Annotated in this window: 8 protein-coding genes; 2 read left to right on the plus strand and 6 right to left on the minus strand. The window is 58.8% G+C overall.

Going from position 1 to position 15,566, the window contains the following annotated elements; genetic code table 11:
* Positions 1–196: 196 nt before the first annotated feature.
* The 5 genes from VLX68_14380 to VLX68_14400 all read right to left on the minus strand — a co-directional run bounded on the left by VLX68_14380 (position 197) and on the right by VLX68_14400 (position 9,108).
* A complete protein-coding gene (locus tag VLX68_14380; GenBank protein ID HUI93431.1) occupies positions 197–1,306 on the minus strand; it encodes a glycine cleavage T C-terminal barrel domain-containing protein in 1,110 nt (369 codons plus the stop codon).
* Positions 1,303–1,599, minus strand: a complete 297-nt coding sequence (locus VLX68_14385; protein ID HUI93432.1) for an acyl carrier protein — start codon at positions 1,597–1,599, stop codon at positions 1,303–1,305. Before VLX68_14385 ends, VLX68_14380 begins: the two co-directional genes overlap by 4 nt.
* A 12-nt stretch (positions 1,600–1,611) precedes the next feature.
* On the minus strand, positions 1,612–3,936 hold the full coding sequence (locus tag VLX68_14390; protein HUI93433.1) for a beta-ketoacyl-[acyl-carrier-protein] synthase family protein: 2,325 nt from the start codon (positions 3,934–3,936) through the stop codon (positions 1,612–1,614).
* Positions 3,933–7,679 carry a beta-ketoacyl synthase N-terminal-like domain-containing protein gene (locus tag VLX68_14395; protein ID HUI93434.1) on the minus strand — a complete coding sequence of 1,249 codons (3,747 nt, stop codon included), beginning with the start codon at positions 7,677–7,679 and terminating at the stop codon, positions 3,933–3,935. The genes VLX68_14390 and VLX68_14395 overlap by 4 nt, the downstream gene beginning before the upstream one ends.
* A 271-nt stretch (positions 7,680–7,950) precedes the next feature.
* On the minus strand, positions 7,951–9,108 hold the full coding sequence (locus VLX68_14400) for an anhydro-N-acetylmuramic acid kinase (GenBank protein HUI93435.1): 1,158 nt from the start codon (positions 9,106–9,108) through the stop codon (positions 7,951–7,953).
* 228 nt (positions 9,109–9,336) lie between these two features.
* Here VLX68_14400 and VLX68_14405 point away from each other — a divergent pair, with 228 nt between their 5' ends.
* Positions 9,337–9,669 (plus strand): TIGR02147 family protein, encoded by a 333-nt coding sequence (locus VLX68_14405; protein HUI93436.1) that lies wholly within the window; start codon positions 9,337–9,339, stop codon positions 9,667–9,669.
* Between the two features lie 170 nt (positions 9,670–9,839).
* Here the strand turns inward: VLX68_14405 and VLX68_14410 are convergent, their stop codons facing one another.
* Entirely contained in the window at positions 9,840–12,638 is a 2,799-nt protein-coding gene (locus tag VLX68_14410) for a DUF2723 domain-containing protein (protein ID HUI93437.1), read from the minus strand.
* A gap of 318 nt (positions 12,639–12,956) precedes the next feature.
* Here VLX68_14410 and VLX68_14415 point away from each other — a divergent pair, with 318 nt between their 5' ends.
* Positions 12,957–15,476, plus strand: coding sequence for a radical SAM protein (locus tag VLX68_14415; GenBank protein ID HUI93438.1), 2,520 nt, complete (start codon positions 12,957–12,959; stop codon positions 15,474–15,476).
* Positions 15,477–15,566 lie beyond the last annotated feature (90 nt).

The following is a 15,566-nucleotide window of genomic DNA, read 5'->3' on the forward strand; positions in this document are numbered from 1 at the left end:
AAATTGCCTGTTTTCTCCAAACTCATCCTCGCAATTTATTAAATGAGAAAGCGTGATGACATGCCTGAAATTCTTTGCAAGCGCAGCGGCTGGATAAAATATGATTTTTGCGTAATTATTTCAGAAGGGACATGATGACCAAATCCCTTTCCGCTTTGTCATCAGCACTAGCAGTTAAAACCGATCTGGTTTTTGTCTACAGCTCGTCAAGCTTCACCGAAAGGCTCTTGGGCATGATGGGCGGCATTGAAATGGTTTTTATCACGGGGCCTTTTTCAGACCCGAGGCTGAACTGAAGGCCCGCATAGGCGATGTCAACGGGAAACAGCGCCAGGCCCACATGGGCGTTTAAAACATGGGAAAAACAAGACGCCGTTACTTCAGCCACCTTTGCGGCCCCGTTGAAAATGGGCGTCCCCTTTTTAAGTTCCTTTGCGCCGTGTTCGGTGCAGATGCCGATGATCTTGTTCTTGGTGCCGGCCTCCCTGCGCTTGCAGATCGCGTCGCGGCCGCTCCACTTTTCCTTGCTGAAATCGATCATCCACTGCAGGCCGAGCGCAAGCGGATCGCGCACCGCCGCGCCTTCGGCGAACACGTTGAAGAACCGGCCTTCGAGCCGCAGATCGTTGTGAATGTTAGCGCCGCAAAGGCCGCCGTTGTTTTTTATTGCAGCGGCGAGGCACGCCTCAAACAGTTTTACCGCGGAAGTTTTCGGCACCATGAGGTAATAGCCGAACTCCGAGGTTTTTCCCGCCCTGAAAAGCGAAACGCTTTCGCCCTCGAAGTCGTAACGCTCCACCGAAAGATACGGAAGCCCCAGCACGTCGGCGCCGAACAGCTCCTTGACCACGGCCCAGGCCTTGTAACCGTCTATGCTGAGCAGGCCGTGCGTGGCGCGGCAATCGGTGATGCCCGCGCCGGCCGCGCCGTGCTCCTGAAGCATCGCGTCGAAAGCGGCGTCGTCGATGATGCTTTCTGCCAGCAGGATGAATTCCTCGTCGTTGTTGGCGACATAACAGTCGGCAACGATGTTGCCGGCGTTGTCGGCAATGAAGGTGTGGAGCATGCGGCCGAACCGCACCTTGGCAACGTTGCCGGCGCACAGCGTGTCGAGAAAGTCAAGTCCCTTGTCCTCGGGAAAACGGAAGCGCTGCATATACGAGATATCGCCGATCCCCACCGCGTCGCGGACGAGCCGATATTCGGTCTTCGGGTCGGAAACCTTTGAAACTATTTCCGCGCCGAAGCGCTCGGAAAAAGCGGCCTTGTGTTTTGCGAAGCCGTCGTGAAAAAGGGATGCCCTCATGATTGCGCCCCTTTGGCCGCCTGCCGTTCGAGCACGTAATCAACCACGGTGTTGATGGAGCGCAAAACAGAAATGTTCTGGTCCGGTATTTTTATGCCGAAGGAATTTTCAATGCATAGCACGATTTCCAGCGCGTCGAGCGAATCGAGGCCCAGGCCCGCGCCGAGCAGCGCCACGTCCTCGTGAAGGTCTTCGGGCGCATAGGGCAGGTTGAGGCGGCGGATGAGTTCTTTTTTAAAGGTATCTATCACAGCGCGGCGTTTATCAATCGCCGCCTGCATCGTCGTGGTCATACGCGGTTTCTTTCACCCGTTTTTTTGTATCACGGCGGCGCAATTCACCCCGTGCGATGAGCTGAAAACTACGAGAATATACTTGTTGTCATGCCCATTTCTCAAGGGCGAACCCAAAAGAGCGTGGGCGAGCGAAAACAGCGGGGCCGACGCTTCAGCGAACCCCAGCGCGGGTGAAACATCGATGATGCTATCGAACTTTTTTCCAACAACTTTCCCGACAGCCGCCGTTTCCCGTGGATTGGCGGCATTGCAGCAAACCGCGCCGATGCCCGAGGCGGCGAGCCCTGCTTTGTCAAGGGCGCTTTTTATTGTGTCATCAAGCCGCGCGGTGTCAGCGTCGGGCTTCATGCAATCGCCCGTCTCGGTCGAATACTCCACCGAACACAGCTTTCCCAATATTTTTGCGCCCCGGCCCTGTGCGTGCGAGGCTGTCTCGAGCATGATTGCGCAGGCGCCCTCGCCCCATGACAAAGCGCCGGACGACAGAAGGCCTGCCATGCGCAAATCGGTGACGATCCTTTCCGAAAGTTCGTCGACCGACAGGCTCACCAGCGCCTTTGCGTGGCCGCACCGTAACGCGGCCATTGAAAAACCGAGCCCCATGAGCCCTGCGCCCGGGCCGAAACTGATGGTGGTGTTGTGCCCCGTGAGACGGAGCGCCTTGCAGATGTTTCCGGCAACCGAATTCGGGACGATATAGGGAAACGCCGCCACCTGGTCGATGCGGAATTTTTTCTTGAGCAGCGAGGTGATGTGCTCGGATTCGGCCCACGAAGGCCCTGCCGAAAGATGGAGAAACAGGCCCACCCCGCCGCGTCCGGCAAGCTTGTCGGGACTGCCGGCATGTTTCAGCGCCAGGCGCGCCGCCGCGGTGGCATACAGGCTGGACTTGTCCATGTTCCGCACATCTATGCGTTTGTCAACCGAGGCCATGGCAAAGGCAGGGACCATGCCGAGCCGCACCTGCGGCGCGCCCGAATACGCATCGGCGCCGAGCGCGTTTTTTTTTGAAGCCGCAGCCTCAATGAGCGGCGCATGGCCCAGTCCGGCTGCGGAAACGATACCGATGCCGGTGATCACCACCGGCTCGTCCGAACCATTTTCCGGAGGAGAATATGCCGGATCAAAACGCGGATTCACCACGATGCTGGCATTGTTGCCGCCGAAGGCAAAGTTATTCTTCAACATCGGCCCGCTGCGCCCGACACGGCGGCCCGCCTCCGGGACATAATCGAGCGTGCAGCCGTCCCTTCGCTGCGAAAAATTCGCCGTGGACGGGTAATACCCTTTGGCAAGGGCCATGATGCCGGCAGCGGCCTCGAGCGAGCCCGCTGCGCCGAGGCAGTGTCCGATGATTGACTTGGTAGAGCTCACCGGAATGGCCGCAGCGCGCTCGCCGAACACCTTGCGGATCGCCTTGGTCTCGGCCTTGTCGTTTGCCTCGGTGCCGGTGCCGTGCGCATTGATGTAGGCTATTGACGAAGGAGAAATACCCGCGTCGTTGAGCGCGCGCTCCATGGAAAGCGCCTGGCCCGCGCCCGAAGGATCAGGCGCGGTGCAGTGAAAGGCGTCGTTCGAAAGGCCGAACCCCATCACTTCGCCCAACACCGCGGCCTTCCGTCCCTGGGCATGCGCCAGGTTTTCGAGCACGAAGAAACCGGCGCCCTCGCCCAGGTTGAGTCCCACGGGTTTTGAAAACGGCGCGCAGGTGCCTTCGCAGGTGGCCTTGAGGCCGTCGAACCCCGCGAGCGTGGTCTCGCTGAACGTGTCGCTGCCGCCCGCGAGCGCCGCGTCGATGATGCCGAGCCGTATGAGGTCGGCGGCGAAACCGATCGCGGCGGTACTCGCCGAGCAGGCCGTGACCACGGTCGCGCTCGGCCCGGCAATGCCGAAAACATGGGCCAGCGACTTTGCGCCGCAGTAGTACCGGAGGCTGAAAAGTTCCTCTTTGGAAAGCGAGAGATCGCCCGAGAGGATGCGGCCATAATGCCGCTCGATGCTCTGCATGGGACCGCTGCAGGTGGCGAACACAAGACCCATTCTCCGCGAAAGCGCGGACGGCGCAATGCCTGCCCGTGAAAGCGCTTCCTTTGCGGCGGCCGCGGCAAAATGCACGAACCGGTCAAGCCGATGCACGCACGGGTCGTCAACAAGCCCGCGGATATCGAATTCCCGGATGATGCCCGCGTGGCTTGCCCTGAAATGTGAGAGATGGGGCCTTCCGATGGCCGAAAACGACGGCGTCCCCGCCAGTACCGCCTCTGCAAAAGCATTGCAGTCGGCGCCGGCGCTGCACACGGCGCCCATTCCGGTGATGACGACGCGCTGCCTCACGATACAAAGCTTCCGGTTTTGAAAACGACGGTGAAATTATAACCGAGGTCGGTGCTTGCCAGCGCCAGCACGTGCTGTGGCACCTGCCCGAGTCTTCTGTTGTCAAGATCGGCGATCCCCGTTTTCTGGGGCCACAGCCCATCGCCGTTGCGCAGGCTTTCAAGCGAGGCCGCGGCCGTCACAAGAATGGACGCGGTCTCGATGTATCCCGTGTTGAAGCTCGTTGCCGCGAGCGGGACCGACGCGGCGTTGCGTCCGAGAACGTCGAGCACCTTTTTGTCTTGCGCGTTGCCCTGCGGCGCCCACACGGCGAGGCCGATGTCGTTCCAGGCAAGTCCGGCGCGCGAAAGCGCCGTTGCGCAGGCGTGTTCGAGCCCCGCCGGTTCCATGCTCTGGCCGGAAAATTCCTTCCCGTCAATGCTCATGCCGTACGCCAGCACCTCGGCCAGGACCGTCGCGCCGCGCTCCCGTGCCGCATCAAGCGTTTCGAGCACGAGGGTGGCCGCGCCCTCCGCGATCACCTTACGCTTTGGTTCCGAAATGTCAAGGTGATACGCCGACTCGGCCTCACCCTGTTTGAGGAAGCCGATGAGGTCGTAATTATAAAAGCTCTGGTAATACACCTCGTCGGCAGCGGAAGCGAACACCGCCTTTGCGCGCTTTTCCCGCAGGGCGTTGAATGCCCAAGCCACGCTCGCGAGCCCCGCGTGCGGCCCGGGCGCAAGCGTCATGTTGACTCCCTTGAGGCATAATGCATTGGAGACCCAGCCAGCGGTGGAGTTTGCCGTGATGTTGGAAAAACAGGCGATGTCGGGCTGATAATTGTCCGATTTGAAAACGCTGTTCATGTGGTCTGATTCGGGCGGGCCGTTGCACACACCCATCACGATGCCCACGTCGGCCGCGTTTTTCTGGCCCACGCGCAGGCCCGCGTGGTCGAGCGCGAGCTTCGACGCTGCGGTGGCATAGGAGCTCAACAGGTTCATTTGCGCAAAGTCAAGCCTGCGGTCAACGTCCTGCGCGGTAAACGGCGGCACGAGCCCTGCCAGTTTCGACGCCGATGTCGTGTGCCCGAGCCTGCCGGCAGGCCCGATGCCCACCGCGCCGCGCCGCAGCGCATCAAGCGTTCTTGTGATGCCGAGTCCCAGCGAGGTGACCGTGCCGAGGCCGGTGATTACCACGCGGGAAAGCTCGCGCCTGCGCGGCGGCAGGGGAAAGTCCCATTTGGCAACGCACACCGCCGCGTTGTTGCCGCCGAACGCGTAATTCGCGGAAAGAAAGGCATTGTATTCCTTGTCGCGCGCGTTGTTGGGAACATAGTCGAGCGCGCAGCCGGGCCGCGGCTCCGAGAAATTGAGCGTGGGCGGAATGAATCCATTGTTCATGGCGAGCAGGTTGCAGGTGGCCTCCAGCATGCCGGTAGTGCCCATGCAATGGCCGAAAAATGACTTTGTTGACGTGACCGGAATCGCGGCCGTGCCGCAGAACTTGGCGATGCCCTTTGATTCGGCGCGGTCGTTCGCCTCGGTGCCGGTGCCGTGCGCGTTGATGCAGCCGATGTCGTCCCGCTTGACGCCCGCGTCATTGAGCGCGTTCACAAGCGTTTTATACACGCCGTCGCCCCGAGGGTCGGGCGAGGTAGGATGGTAGGCGTCGGAGGTCAACGCGTGGCCGGCGATTTTTCCGTAAATGCGGATGTGGCGCAACAGCGCCTGCTCCATGTCTTCGAGCACCCAGAACACCGAGGCCTCGCCTATGTTAAGGCCTGCCGGCAGGGAAAACGGCGCGGTGCGGCCGGTCGACACCGCCTTGAGGCCGTTGAACCCGCTCACGTTGGCGACGCAGAGCGTGTCCGATCCGCCCACGATCACCGTGGAATACAGCCCGAGATTGATAAGCGACGCGGCCAGACCCAGCGCGCCGGTCGTTGACGAACAGGCAGTGGTGACCAGCCAGGGCTCGCCGCCGGTGCCGAGCGCGCGCGACAGCGCCTTGCCGAACCCGTAATACTGCGCCTGAAGGTTCATCTTCTCGTCAAAAATCTTGTCGCCCTTTCCATGCAGCCATTTATACTCCTCCTCGGCGGACAGCAGGCCGCCGTTGCACGTGCCGAGTACGAGCGCGATGTCGCGCCGCGCGGCGCGCGGCAGGCATTCGATCTTCGCGTCCGCCATGGCCGCGCGGCCCGCGGCGATGCCGAAATGCAGGTATTTGTCTCCGTATTCCCTAATTTCCTCTTCGTCAAGAACCTTGCCCGCATCGAACCCCTTTATCTCGCCGCCGAGGTCGGTGCGGAAATGGCGCGCGTCGAACAGGGTGATGGGCGCAAGCCCGTGCCTCCCCTCGCGCAGCGCCGCCGTGATGTCCGCGCAGCTGTTGCCGATGGGACTCAAGGCGCCGATGCCCGTGACCGCGGCCTGGCCCCTCACGCCCCGGCGCTCGAGCGGCTTGCCCACGGCGCGTCGGCCGTTTTTCCATGTGGCCGGCTCAAGGCTTGCGGCATGAGAATCCTTCTGGAGCCGGTAGAAGTTGTTCCACAGGCCGATGAATTCCCTGTACAGCTCGTCGCGCGTCATGTTGAGCGGCTCGAACACCACGTGCGCGCCGTTGTAATGCGACCAGTTTTTGTCAACGATGCGGTTCTGGCGCTCGAGGCGATCCCAGTGCACCGAGCCGGGATACGGGGTGAATAGGAAAAATTCAGACGTGTGGATGCCGGCCTTGTCGAACAGCTCCACCACACGGTCGCCGATGCCCTTCTCGTCCCAGTCGCGTCCAACGGCGCACGACCCGAAAAACCTGATGTCGTGGTCGCTGAGCTTCTTGACAAGATCAAACAGCATCCGCCGTTCCCTGGCCCCGCCGGCAAGCGCGCGGATCGAGATCGGGTCAACGTTGAGCGTGCAGTAGAAATTCTTGACGCCCGCGGCCGCCATGAGGGAAAGGAGTTTTTCGTCGGTGTTGAGCGCCATGGTGGAGGAGACGAAATATTTCTTCCCCAGCGGGATGAGCGCGTTGAGCAGACTCTGCGCGTATTCGGTCATTTTGCGCTGGGTGAAGAAAAGCGTGTCGTCGGCGAGATACACGTTCTCGTATTTGAGCCCGCGGATCTCCTCCACCACCTTGTCAATGGGCCTGAACCGAATCCTGCCGCCCATGTGCGCGGGTATGGCGCACATCGCGCAGTTGTACGTGCACCCGCGCGTGAGCTGCACAAGGTCCTCGTCCCAGTCGTAATAGTCTTTTTTGTAAAAAAGGTCGCGCCGCGTAATTTTCATGTCGGCCAGATTGAACGAGCAGCCGCCCTTGTAAATCCTTTTCAAGGCGCCGGCTTTGAGATCGTTCAGTATGACGGGCCACGTGGGCTCGCCCTCGCCGGTGTTCACCGCATCGGCGTGCTTGAGGCATTCCTCCGCCATGAACGACGGGAAAAATCCTCCCATGATCACCTTAGCGCCCGCCGCCCTGAACCCGTCCCCTATTTCAAACGCGCGTTGCGCCTGCGGCGTGAAGCAGTTGATCGCGACAAGGTCGGTTTTCGCGGAAAAATCCACCGGGTCGCCCGCGTTGTCGTCTATGAGCTCGACCTCGAATTCCGGCGGCGTCAATGACGCGAGGATGGGGATGCCCAGCGACGGCGGCGTGGTGAAATCGCCGAGAAAATATTCGACCAGCCCCTTGTCCAATTCGGGGTTGTTGAGGAGGAACTTTTCGAAGCGGGGATAAATAAAGGTTATTTTCACGTTTTTTCGGCCTTGGAAAATGCGGCGCAATGGTTATTACTGAGCGGTGATAAAAATAACCCATTGCGAGGGGAATTTTAAAGCATTTCCGAAGGTATTAAGACGTCATTTAAAAACAGCGAGATCTGGATTCGCATGTTTTCGCGCCAGGCCGGACTGGAGTGGTGAGCCGGAGCGAATTGCCGGCCGACCCCGCCGGACAAGCGTCGGGGCGGTCCGAGGGCCGCCGCCGTCTTCGGCGGGGCGCCCAGGTCTTCTCTTTTTGTAAACTTCACGGAAACACCCATCTTCCAATCCCCCTTATTTCCGGATTGGGGCGGACGTTCCACGGGCCGCGGTGCCCCGAAATATATTCGTGCACCGAAAGGCCGAGCGCAAGCGGGATGCGGAGCGCGGCGGGAATGCCGGATTCCTCGACGCTTTTCACCTTGACCGGATCAAAATAGGTACCCAGATATTCGATAAGCGTCAGGTTGTTGGCGCCGCCGCCCGAAAGCCAAACGACTTCAGCGGGAATCACCTGCCGGTACTCGCGCTTGAAGAATTCAAACGCGGACCGCGCCGTGAGCGCGGTGAGCGTCGCGAGCCGGTCGAGCGGTGAAAGGGCCGCAACCTGTGGAAGGGAATATAGCGCCGCAAGTTCCTGCAGAAACGCCTGCTTCGGCGCGGGGCGGGAAAACCATTCGTGCGCCATGAGCGCGCCCAGGCACGCGCTGTCCACCTTGCCCTTTGCCGCGAACGAGCCGTCGCGGTCGAACCCGTCCTGGCAGCCGGCCTCGCGCGCGGCCAGGTTGATGAGGCAGGTGCCGGGCCCGATGTCGCTGTCGAGCACGATGGCCATTGCCTGGTTGTCAACCACGGCCATGTGCGCGACGAGCCCGATGTTGAGGTAAAGGGAAACAGGCTCGGCGTGCTTGGCGATTTTCGCGTTGCCCGGAAACAGCGGCAGCCCGCCGTCGGCGCCGGCCAGGATGCCGTGCCTGCCGAACCCGGTGATGACCGGGACCTTCAGGGCAGAGGCAAGCAGCTGCGCGTCGCCGAGCGTGACGTCCCAGACGCGCGCCTGGTCCCCGTCGCCCGCCGGCCCCCTGAAGAGCGTGCAGGGGTTCATCACGACGAAGTGCGGCTGGCGCATTGACTTATGCGCATGCGACAGCGCGGTCCGGGCGCATTCGAGGAACAGGTACGACAGCCGCTGGTCGAGCCACGCAAGCCGGTCGAGCCCTATTGCGGCCGCGGGATTGAGCGCAAGCGTTTCCACGAGCTGTTCAACGGGGTCAGGATACGGAAGAATCGCATGGGCAACGGACTCCCACGCGTCCCCCTCGGCGCAGAAATAGATGCACTGGATCCCGCTCTGCGGCCCGCCCGCGGAAACGACGAGAATGCGCCTTTTTTTTGTTTTTTTTAAAGCGGAAAAAAAATTCATGGATCATGCCCCGCGTGTGATGAATTATAAATAATAAATGTGGGCGGAGGGAGCAACAAGCAACGGAGATTTGAACGGCCGGTATTCGAAATCCTGTAACATATGCTCGGGCGGGACTGCCTAATAGAATGCCTCCAAGAAATGTAATAAATATGTATGGAAAGAGTCGGGTGAAATCAATTATACTTAATCCGTTATTTTCCACCCCCCAATAAAAGGAATGCACCGATGCCGGACATTTTTCGTTACACCGATTACCGCAAATTCCTCAGGGACGCGATCAAGGCGATGCGGAAAAAAGACCCGTCGCTTTCGTTCCGCGCCCTTGCAAAGCACATCGGCCTGCTCGCGCCCAGCCACATTTTTCTCGTGCTCCAGGCCAAGCGAAACCTCGGCGACCTCCTGGTGCTTAAGCTGTCCGCCTTTTTAAAGCTCAAGCGCAGGGAAATGTTTTACCTCGAGCACATGACGCATTACAACCAGGCGAAAACAAAATTAGAAAAGGATGAGTATTATCGGCGCATGGTTGCGATGAATAGCCGATTGAAGAAAAGAAAATAAAAAATTAATAAAATGGGCGTTCCCCCGGCGTGTAGGGGCGGGTTCGCGAACAGCCCCTACGCAACGGGGGAACGCCCTGAATCTTTAATAAAAAAGCCTGCATTAAAATCAAAAACGCCGTCGAGCGTCAAACACCCGCCGGCGTTCTCATTTTCAAACAAAAACCCTTTTTATTTCTTCGGCATGGGCGCCGGAACCGCCAGTCCCGGCGGTGTCAGCGCCGCCTGCGGCCGTTCTTTCGCCGCGATTGCCGCAATCTGGCTGCGCAGCTCGTCCGCCCTCCGGTCGCCCGGATGGGACTCCTGGAACGCGTTGATGGCCAGAAGCGCGCTGTCGAACTGTCGCAGGTTCACGTACATTTTCGCCAGGCTTTCGTAGCCGCTGTAATAGTCCGGGTCGCGGGCCAGAAGCATCTTGAGCACCGGAATCGCCTCCCTGCTCTTACCCTGCATTTCGAGCGCCTGCGCCAGCATGCGCACGTATTCCGGATTTCTCGGGTCGCTCTTCATTGCCTCGCGGGCGCATGTTTCGGCCTCGGCCAGCCTGCCGTGGTTCACGAGATATTCCTGCAGCAGCGCGCGCGGCCGCCAGTCCCAGGGCACGATCGAAATGCATTTTCCGAGCTCGGTGGTGACCATGTCCAGCTTCGCGTTATATTCCTTCTCCAGCGCCATGAAGGCGGCCTTTTTCTCCTCGATCAGGGGCGCGCTCCCGCTCCCGGCGGATGCGATCTGCGTCTGGAGCGAATCGAGACGCGCCTTCTGTTCCTGCAGCGGCTTGCGGAGCATGAGCGCCATCTCCACGTAGCAGGCGGTGTAGTTGGCCTGCAGGCCCTTTGCCGCCTCGTCCACCGGCTCGTCGGTGATCTTGCCGGTGCCGTACCTGAATACTTTGTCAAGAAGATAGACCGTTTTGTCCACGTCCATGCGCCGGTCCTGCGGAATCATGGCCGGCGTGATCCGGAAGGCAAGGCCCTCCATCTGGAGGTAGGGATCGAGCCCCATGAAGTTGTCGTCAGACACGGTGACCGCGAAATACACCGGTTTGCGCCACCGGTTCGAATCCACGATGTTAAGCACCATCTTGTCCTGCACGCGCAGAACGTTAAGCTGGCGCCGGCCCGGAATGACCACGTTGATCCCCGCGTTGGGCAGCGTGTACTGCGTCGGGTCCTCGAACGGGTTCAGCTCCGCGTTGAGCGCGTCGATCTGGGCGGTTGAAAACGAGATGGGCGCCTTGGGGGGCACGTCCTTGAGCTGCTTGATGTACCAGTCGGTGTTGAGCAGGCTCAGATTGATGAGGCGGACGTCCTTGCGGATGCCGTATGCCTCCTGGAGCGCCCACAGGGGGAACGTGTCGTTGTCGCCGTTGGTGATGAGCAGGGCGTCCTTGTCGCACGACATGAGTAGGTTGTACGAGGCATCGAACGGGATCCAGTTCATGTGGCGGTCGCGCGGGCCCCAGTTCTGGGCGAGGGGGAGGGCGGGCGACACGAACATCGCCACGGCGCACAGGGGCGCCGCGGTGGTGCGCAGGAGTCTGTTCTTGTTTGTAAATAAATAGGCCAGAAAGAGGCCCGAAGCGATGCCGAGCCACATGCCGTAGAACATGAAGCCGGCGTTCCAGAAATAATCACGGACGCGCACCTCGCGGTGCACGTTGGGCGGCGCGCCTTCCCTGCCCGCGCGCGCCCAGGCGAGAAGGTCCTGGTGCTCGGGCTTTGTGCCGTCGGCGAAATTCATATACCACGTGAGGATCACGGTGGTCATGAGCGTCACCAGGATCAGCATGATCGCGGCGTTCCTGTTTTTCCGGTAATAGTAGAACCATGCCATGAACATGAATGCGGTGGGCAGCAGGTAGACAAGCAGCTTGAGAAAGCCGATGCCGAAGTTTCCCTCCATGAAATTTTTCTGGGTGTCTTTAAGGGAGAAATGGAAAAACTGCGTCAGGTGGAACCCGCCGTAGCCCATGTTGCTCTCGATCCCGAACTGCCGCGACAGGGCCCCGCGGCGGTAAAACGATCGCGACACCATGCTCTCGGAGCCGTACTGCTTCCGGTCGAGCGTGGCCGCGAAGGCCTGCCATGTCACGGGATGGTCCTCGTCGATGATCGGGTTGAGCGCCGAGCGTATCGGCATGTAGATGTGGTTCGAAAAACCGACCACGGCCATGAACGAGAACCAGAAGCAGAACTGCCACTTTGCCTTGTTCTGCCCCTGCGCGAACATCATGATGAACGTGACCGCCGTACAGACGAGGCTCACCGCGATGAACCACGAAAGGTTGTACATGAAGGTCGCCATGCCCACGCCCACGATCCACAGGCGCCAGTCGAAGCGTTTCTGTTTGTCAACCATCATGACAAAAAGGAATATCGCCGGCAGGGTGATGCCCGAGATCATGTGCATGCCGACGCCCGAAAAGCCGAGGTATGCGAGCAGGAGCAGGAGCCGGTCGCGCTTCGGGTCTTTCGATTGTGCCCACACGAGCGCGAGCCATAGGGTGATCACCACGGGAAGAAGGCATACGTTGCACTGCTCGGAGAATTCAAGCGAGCAGAACCAGAACGTGTTGCTGAAGGCGCACAAAAGCGCTCCCGTCACGCCCCCGCAATACAGTGTCAGGCGTTTCCACATGGTGTCAGCCTCGCCGACCACGTACCACAACGCACGCACGATGATCAGGTATATGAACAGCGCGGTGAACGCGCTGCCGAACACCGCGATCAGGTTCAACCTGAACCCAGGGTCCTTGAGAAACGACAAGGCGAGGTAAAAGACGCGCCCCATGGGAATCAACAGCGGCGTGCCGGGCGGGTGCGGGATGCCGAGGCAGGCCGAGGAGGCAAGGTATTCGCCGCAGTCCCACAGCGCCACGGTCGGCCCCGCGGTCATGATGTAGACGATGGCAGAAATGAGCATGACAAGAATTGCCAGTGCCGCGTTGACTCTTTTATGGGTGAACATATCCGGGCCTTTCCCAGTCCGATGGACGGAGATTGTTGTAAGGTTTAAAAGACCAAATAAAATATGTGTTTCCGTGAGGGGAGGGAATTGGAAATGCAATATATTGCGATTTGGGACAGGAGGGGTTAATACTAATTCAGGACTGCGGAACGTATCCGGCGCGCAAGTTCCAAGCACCATGATTCAAGTTGCGGTAGGAAAAACACGGCCCGGAGTGCCGTGCCGCACGGAGAAATTTATTAAAGTCACACGGCCCACTCGCCGCTTTCTTACGACCGCTGTCTGCTGACCGTTCATCGCTCAAATTATTTTCTTTTCATGTCTTCCTACGCCTCCTGGTACGAAACAACCTACCCCTTCCTCACCGGCCACGGCCTCTGGCTTCGGGGCGGCGAACTTAACACGCTTTCCGTATCGGAATATGACAAAAGACCGTTCAAGATTCTCATCACCCGGCTTTCCACCTACTTCGACACCGCGGAATCGTTTTCACACAAGGTGTTGTACCAGATCGCGCGAAGGCAGGGCTTGTTTCCTGACTTCGCCTTTCTCCCTCCTGTCAATGATGCGCCCGTCTTTTTGCGCGACGATGTGCCGTGGCTCATGGGGATTGGCACAAAACGCGGGCCGCGCGATTTTGACCTAATCGCCTTTTCAAACTCAATCGTGCAGGAACTGGTGAACGTGCCACTCATGCTCGAAAACAGCGGCATTCCGCCTGCCAAGAGCGCCCGGCTCACAGATCCTTCCGTTCCGCTGGTCATTCTCGGCGGATCAAACGCTTTACACACTTCGGTGTTTTTCACGCCCGAGCCTCCGGTTGACGGTATCTTTTTCGGCGAATCAACGGAATGCATTGCCGATATTTTTAAGACCTGTGCCGACGGGAAGAAAAAAGGACTTTCCAAGTCGGAAACACTGGAGCGACTCGAGAAAATCCCAGGATTCATCCAGCCGGACAAGCCGAAAAAAACAAAACGGCATATTCAAACGGCGACGGATCTCAACAGCCTGCTCATTGACGCGCCGGTCTTCAATCTTGAAGGGCAGTACGGCACGGGAAACCTGCAGATCTCGGAAGGCTGCCCGTGCTTTTGCAGTTTCTGCAGCGAAAGTTATGTGCGCAAACCGTATCGCGAAGTACCGGCGGACGATATCATCAAAGACGCCGGCCGGATGAAGGCCGGCATGGGACTTGACAAAGTCGAACTGTACAGCTTCAACTTCAACATGCACTCGGGCTTCGGCCGTATCCTGGGCGGCCTGGCCGATATTTTTCCCGCGATCGGCCTTAAGAGCCAGCGGTTCGACATGCTTGCGGCGCAGCCCGGCATGCTCCCGCTTCTGCACGCGGCGGGAAAGACAAGCCTCACCTGCGGGCTGGAGGGCATATCGCCGCGCCTCCGGCGCTATCTGCACAAAAGCCTTTCGGAGGCCGACCTCGAAAAGAGCCTCGTTTCCATTCTTTCTTCGAAAATGCGCGAGCTTAAGATTTTTCTTCTGATCACCGGAAAGGAAGAAAAACAGGACTTTACTGATTTTGAAGCGTTGTTGCGCTTTATCAAGGAACACGCGGCCAAGGCCGCGCATGCCCCGCGCATCATTTTCTCGGCAACGCCGCTCGTGCGGTTCCCGTGGACGCCGCTTGAATTCGAGGACGCGACCGGCCCTGACGCCCTTAAACCGGTGATCGCAGCCGTGCGCACGGCCGTTGAGAAGCACGGATTTGAATTCAGGATGTCAAGCGATGTCTGCGACTATCATTTGTCCCAAATACTTGCGCGCGTTTCTGATCCGGGGACGTATGATGCTTTACTTTCCGCAATCCGCGACACCGGCTATGTCTATTACCGTTCCGTGCCCGCGTCATTCGTCAAATCATTTATTGACCGATGCGGCGCGCTTGGGATCCGGCCTGAATCGCTGACCGCCGGAAGTTCGCGCGGCGACGACGATAAACCCTGGCTGACCTTTGAAACCGGCGTCGACCGGGCATTTCTTGTCAAACAGCACGGAGCCGCGCTGACGTTTGTTGATAAAGGATATTGCCTGGGGACGGTTGGATATGATGGAAAATGCCTGGCTTGCGGAGTGTGCGATGATAAAAGCCGCACGCTCATGACCGCTCAATGTCATAAAAGCACGCTTCAGGCATCAGTGCTATCCGAAAAAATGAAACTCTGGCAATCATCCAAAAAGGAAATCTCGTTTCTCGTTCATCTGAACGACCGCTGCCGCGGGCTGCCGCGCCAGAGCGCGGGCGCGGCGCTGGCACGCACCCTCATGATTACCGAACCGGATTTGGCCGGGTGTTACGCTGGGTTTGGCGGCTCCTTCTGGTCAAAAGGGAATTCTTCCTGTTGGATAACCGGGGATGACATTATCACGCTTTTGTGGATTGGACGGGGCGTCGAACTCCTAGAAAATGGGTTGCCTCATCCGGCGCGTCTTTCACGAATAAACAAGGTGCTGGGAGATTGGGGGACGATCAAGAACATTGTTGATGAAAAACCATCCTCATGGTCGCTCTCCATCCGTTCACCCTTCCCTTTTGAGCCAAAAGTATGGTTTGCGGAAAAAGGACTTCCCTATATGTTACGGAAAACTGGGGACGGTGCGTATGTATTTGATTTCAGCGAAAAAGCTTTAAAGAAGAAGATTGTGAAATCGCTTGATCATAAAATGCTCATGGATGGAATGACAGAGCTTCGGATGACGGTGTTTGACAAATTCGATCCTGAGGAATTTATCAAGGAAACATTTGGGTCCAAGAACGAAAACGATTGGGTGAGAATAAGAGTGGAATCGAAGGCTGGCAAAAAGAAATTAGATAGTTGACGGATTTAATTTCTTCTCAACTGCTCTCCGCGGGTGCGCCCAGCGAACGGGTGAATCTCGCGACTGTCGGCACCCGGCCGCACCCAGGAG

The sequence above is a fragment of the Chitinivibrionales bacterium genome, from assembly GCA_035516255.1.
Classification (GTDB): domain Bacteria; phylum Fibrobacterota; class Chitinivibrionia; order Chitinivibrionales; family FEN-1185; genus FEN-1185.

Coding starts and splice junctions, on each gene's coding strand:
- VLX68_14380 (HUI93431.1), bottom strand. CDS start 1,306: ATGAGGGCATCCCTTTTTCACGACGGCTTCGCAAAACACAAGGCCGCT.
- VLX68_14385 (HUI93432.1), bottom strand. CDS start 1,599: ATGACCACGACGATGCAGGCGGCGATTGATAAACGCCGCGCTGTGATA.
- VLX68_14400 (HUI93435.1), bottom strand. CDS start 9,108: ATGAATTTTTTTTCCGCTTTAAAAAAAACAAAAAAAAGGCGCATTCTC.
- VLX68_14405 (HUI93436.1), top strand. CDS start 9,337: ATGCCGGACATTTTTCGTTACACCGATTACCGCAAATTCCTCAGGGAC.
- VLX68_14410 (HUI93437.1), bottom strand. CDS start 12,638: ATGTTCACCCATAAAAGAGTCAACGCGGCACTGGCAATTCTTGTCATG.
- VLX68_14415 (HUI93438.1), top strand. CDS start 12,957: ATGTCTTCCTACGCCTCCTGGTACGAAACAACCTACCCCTTCCTCACC.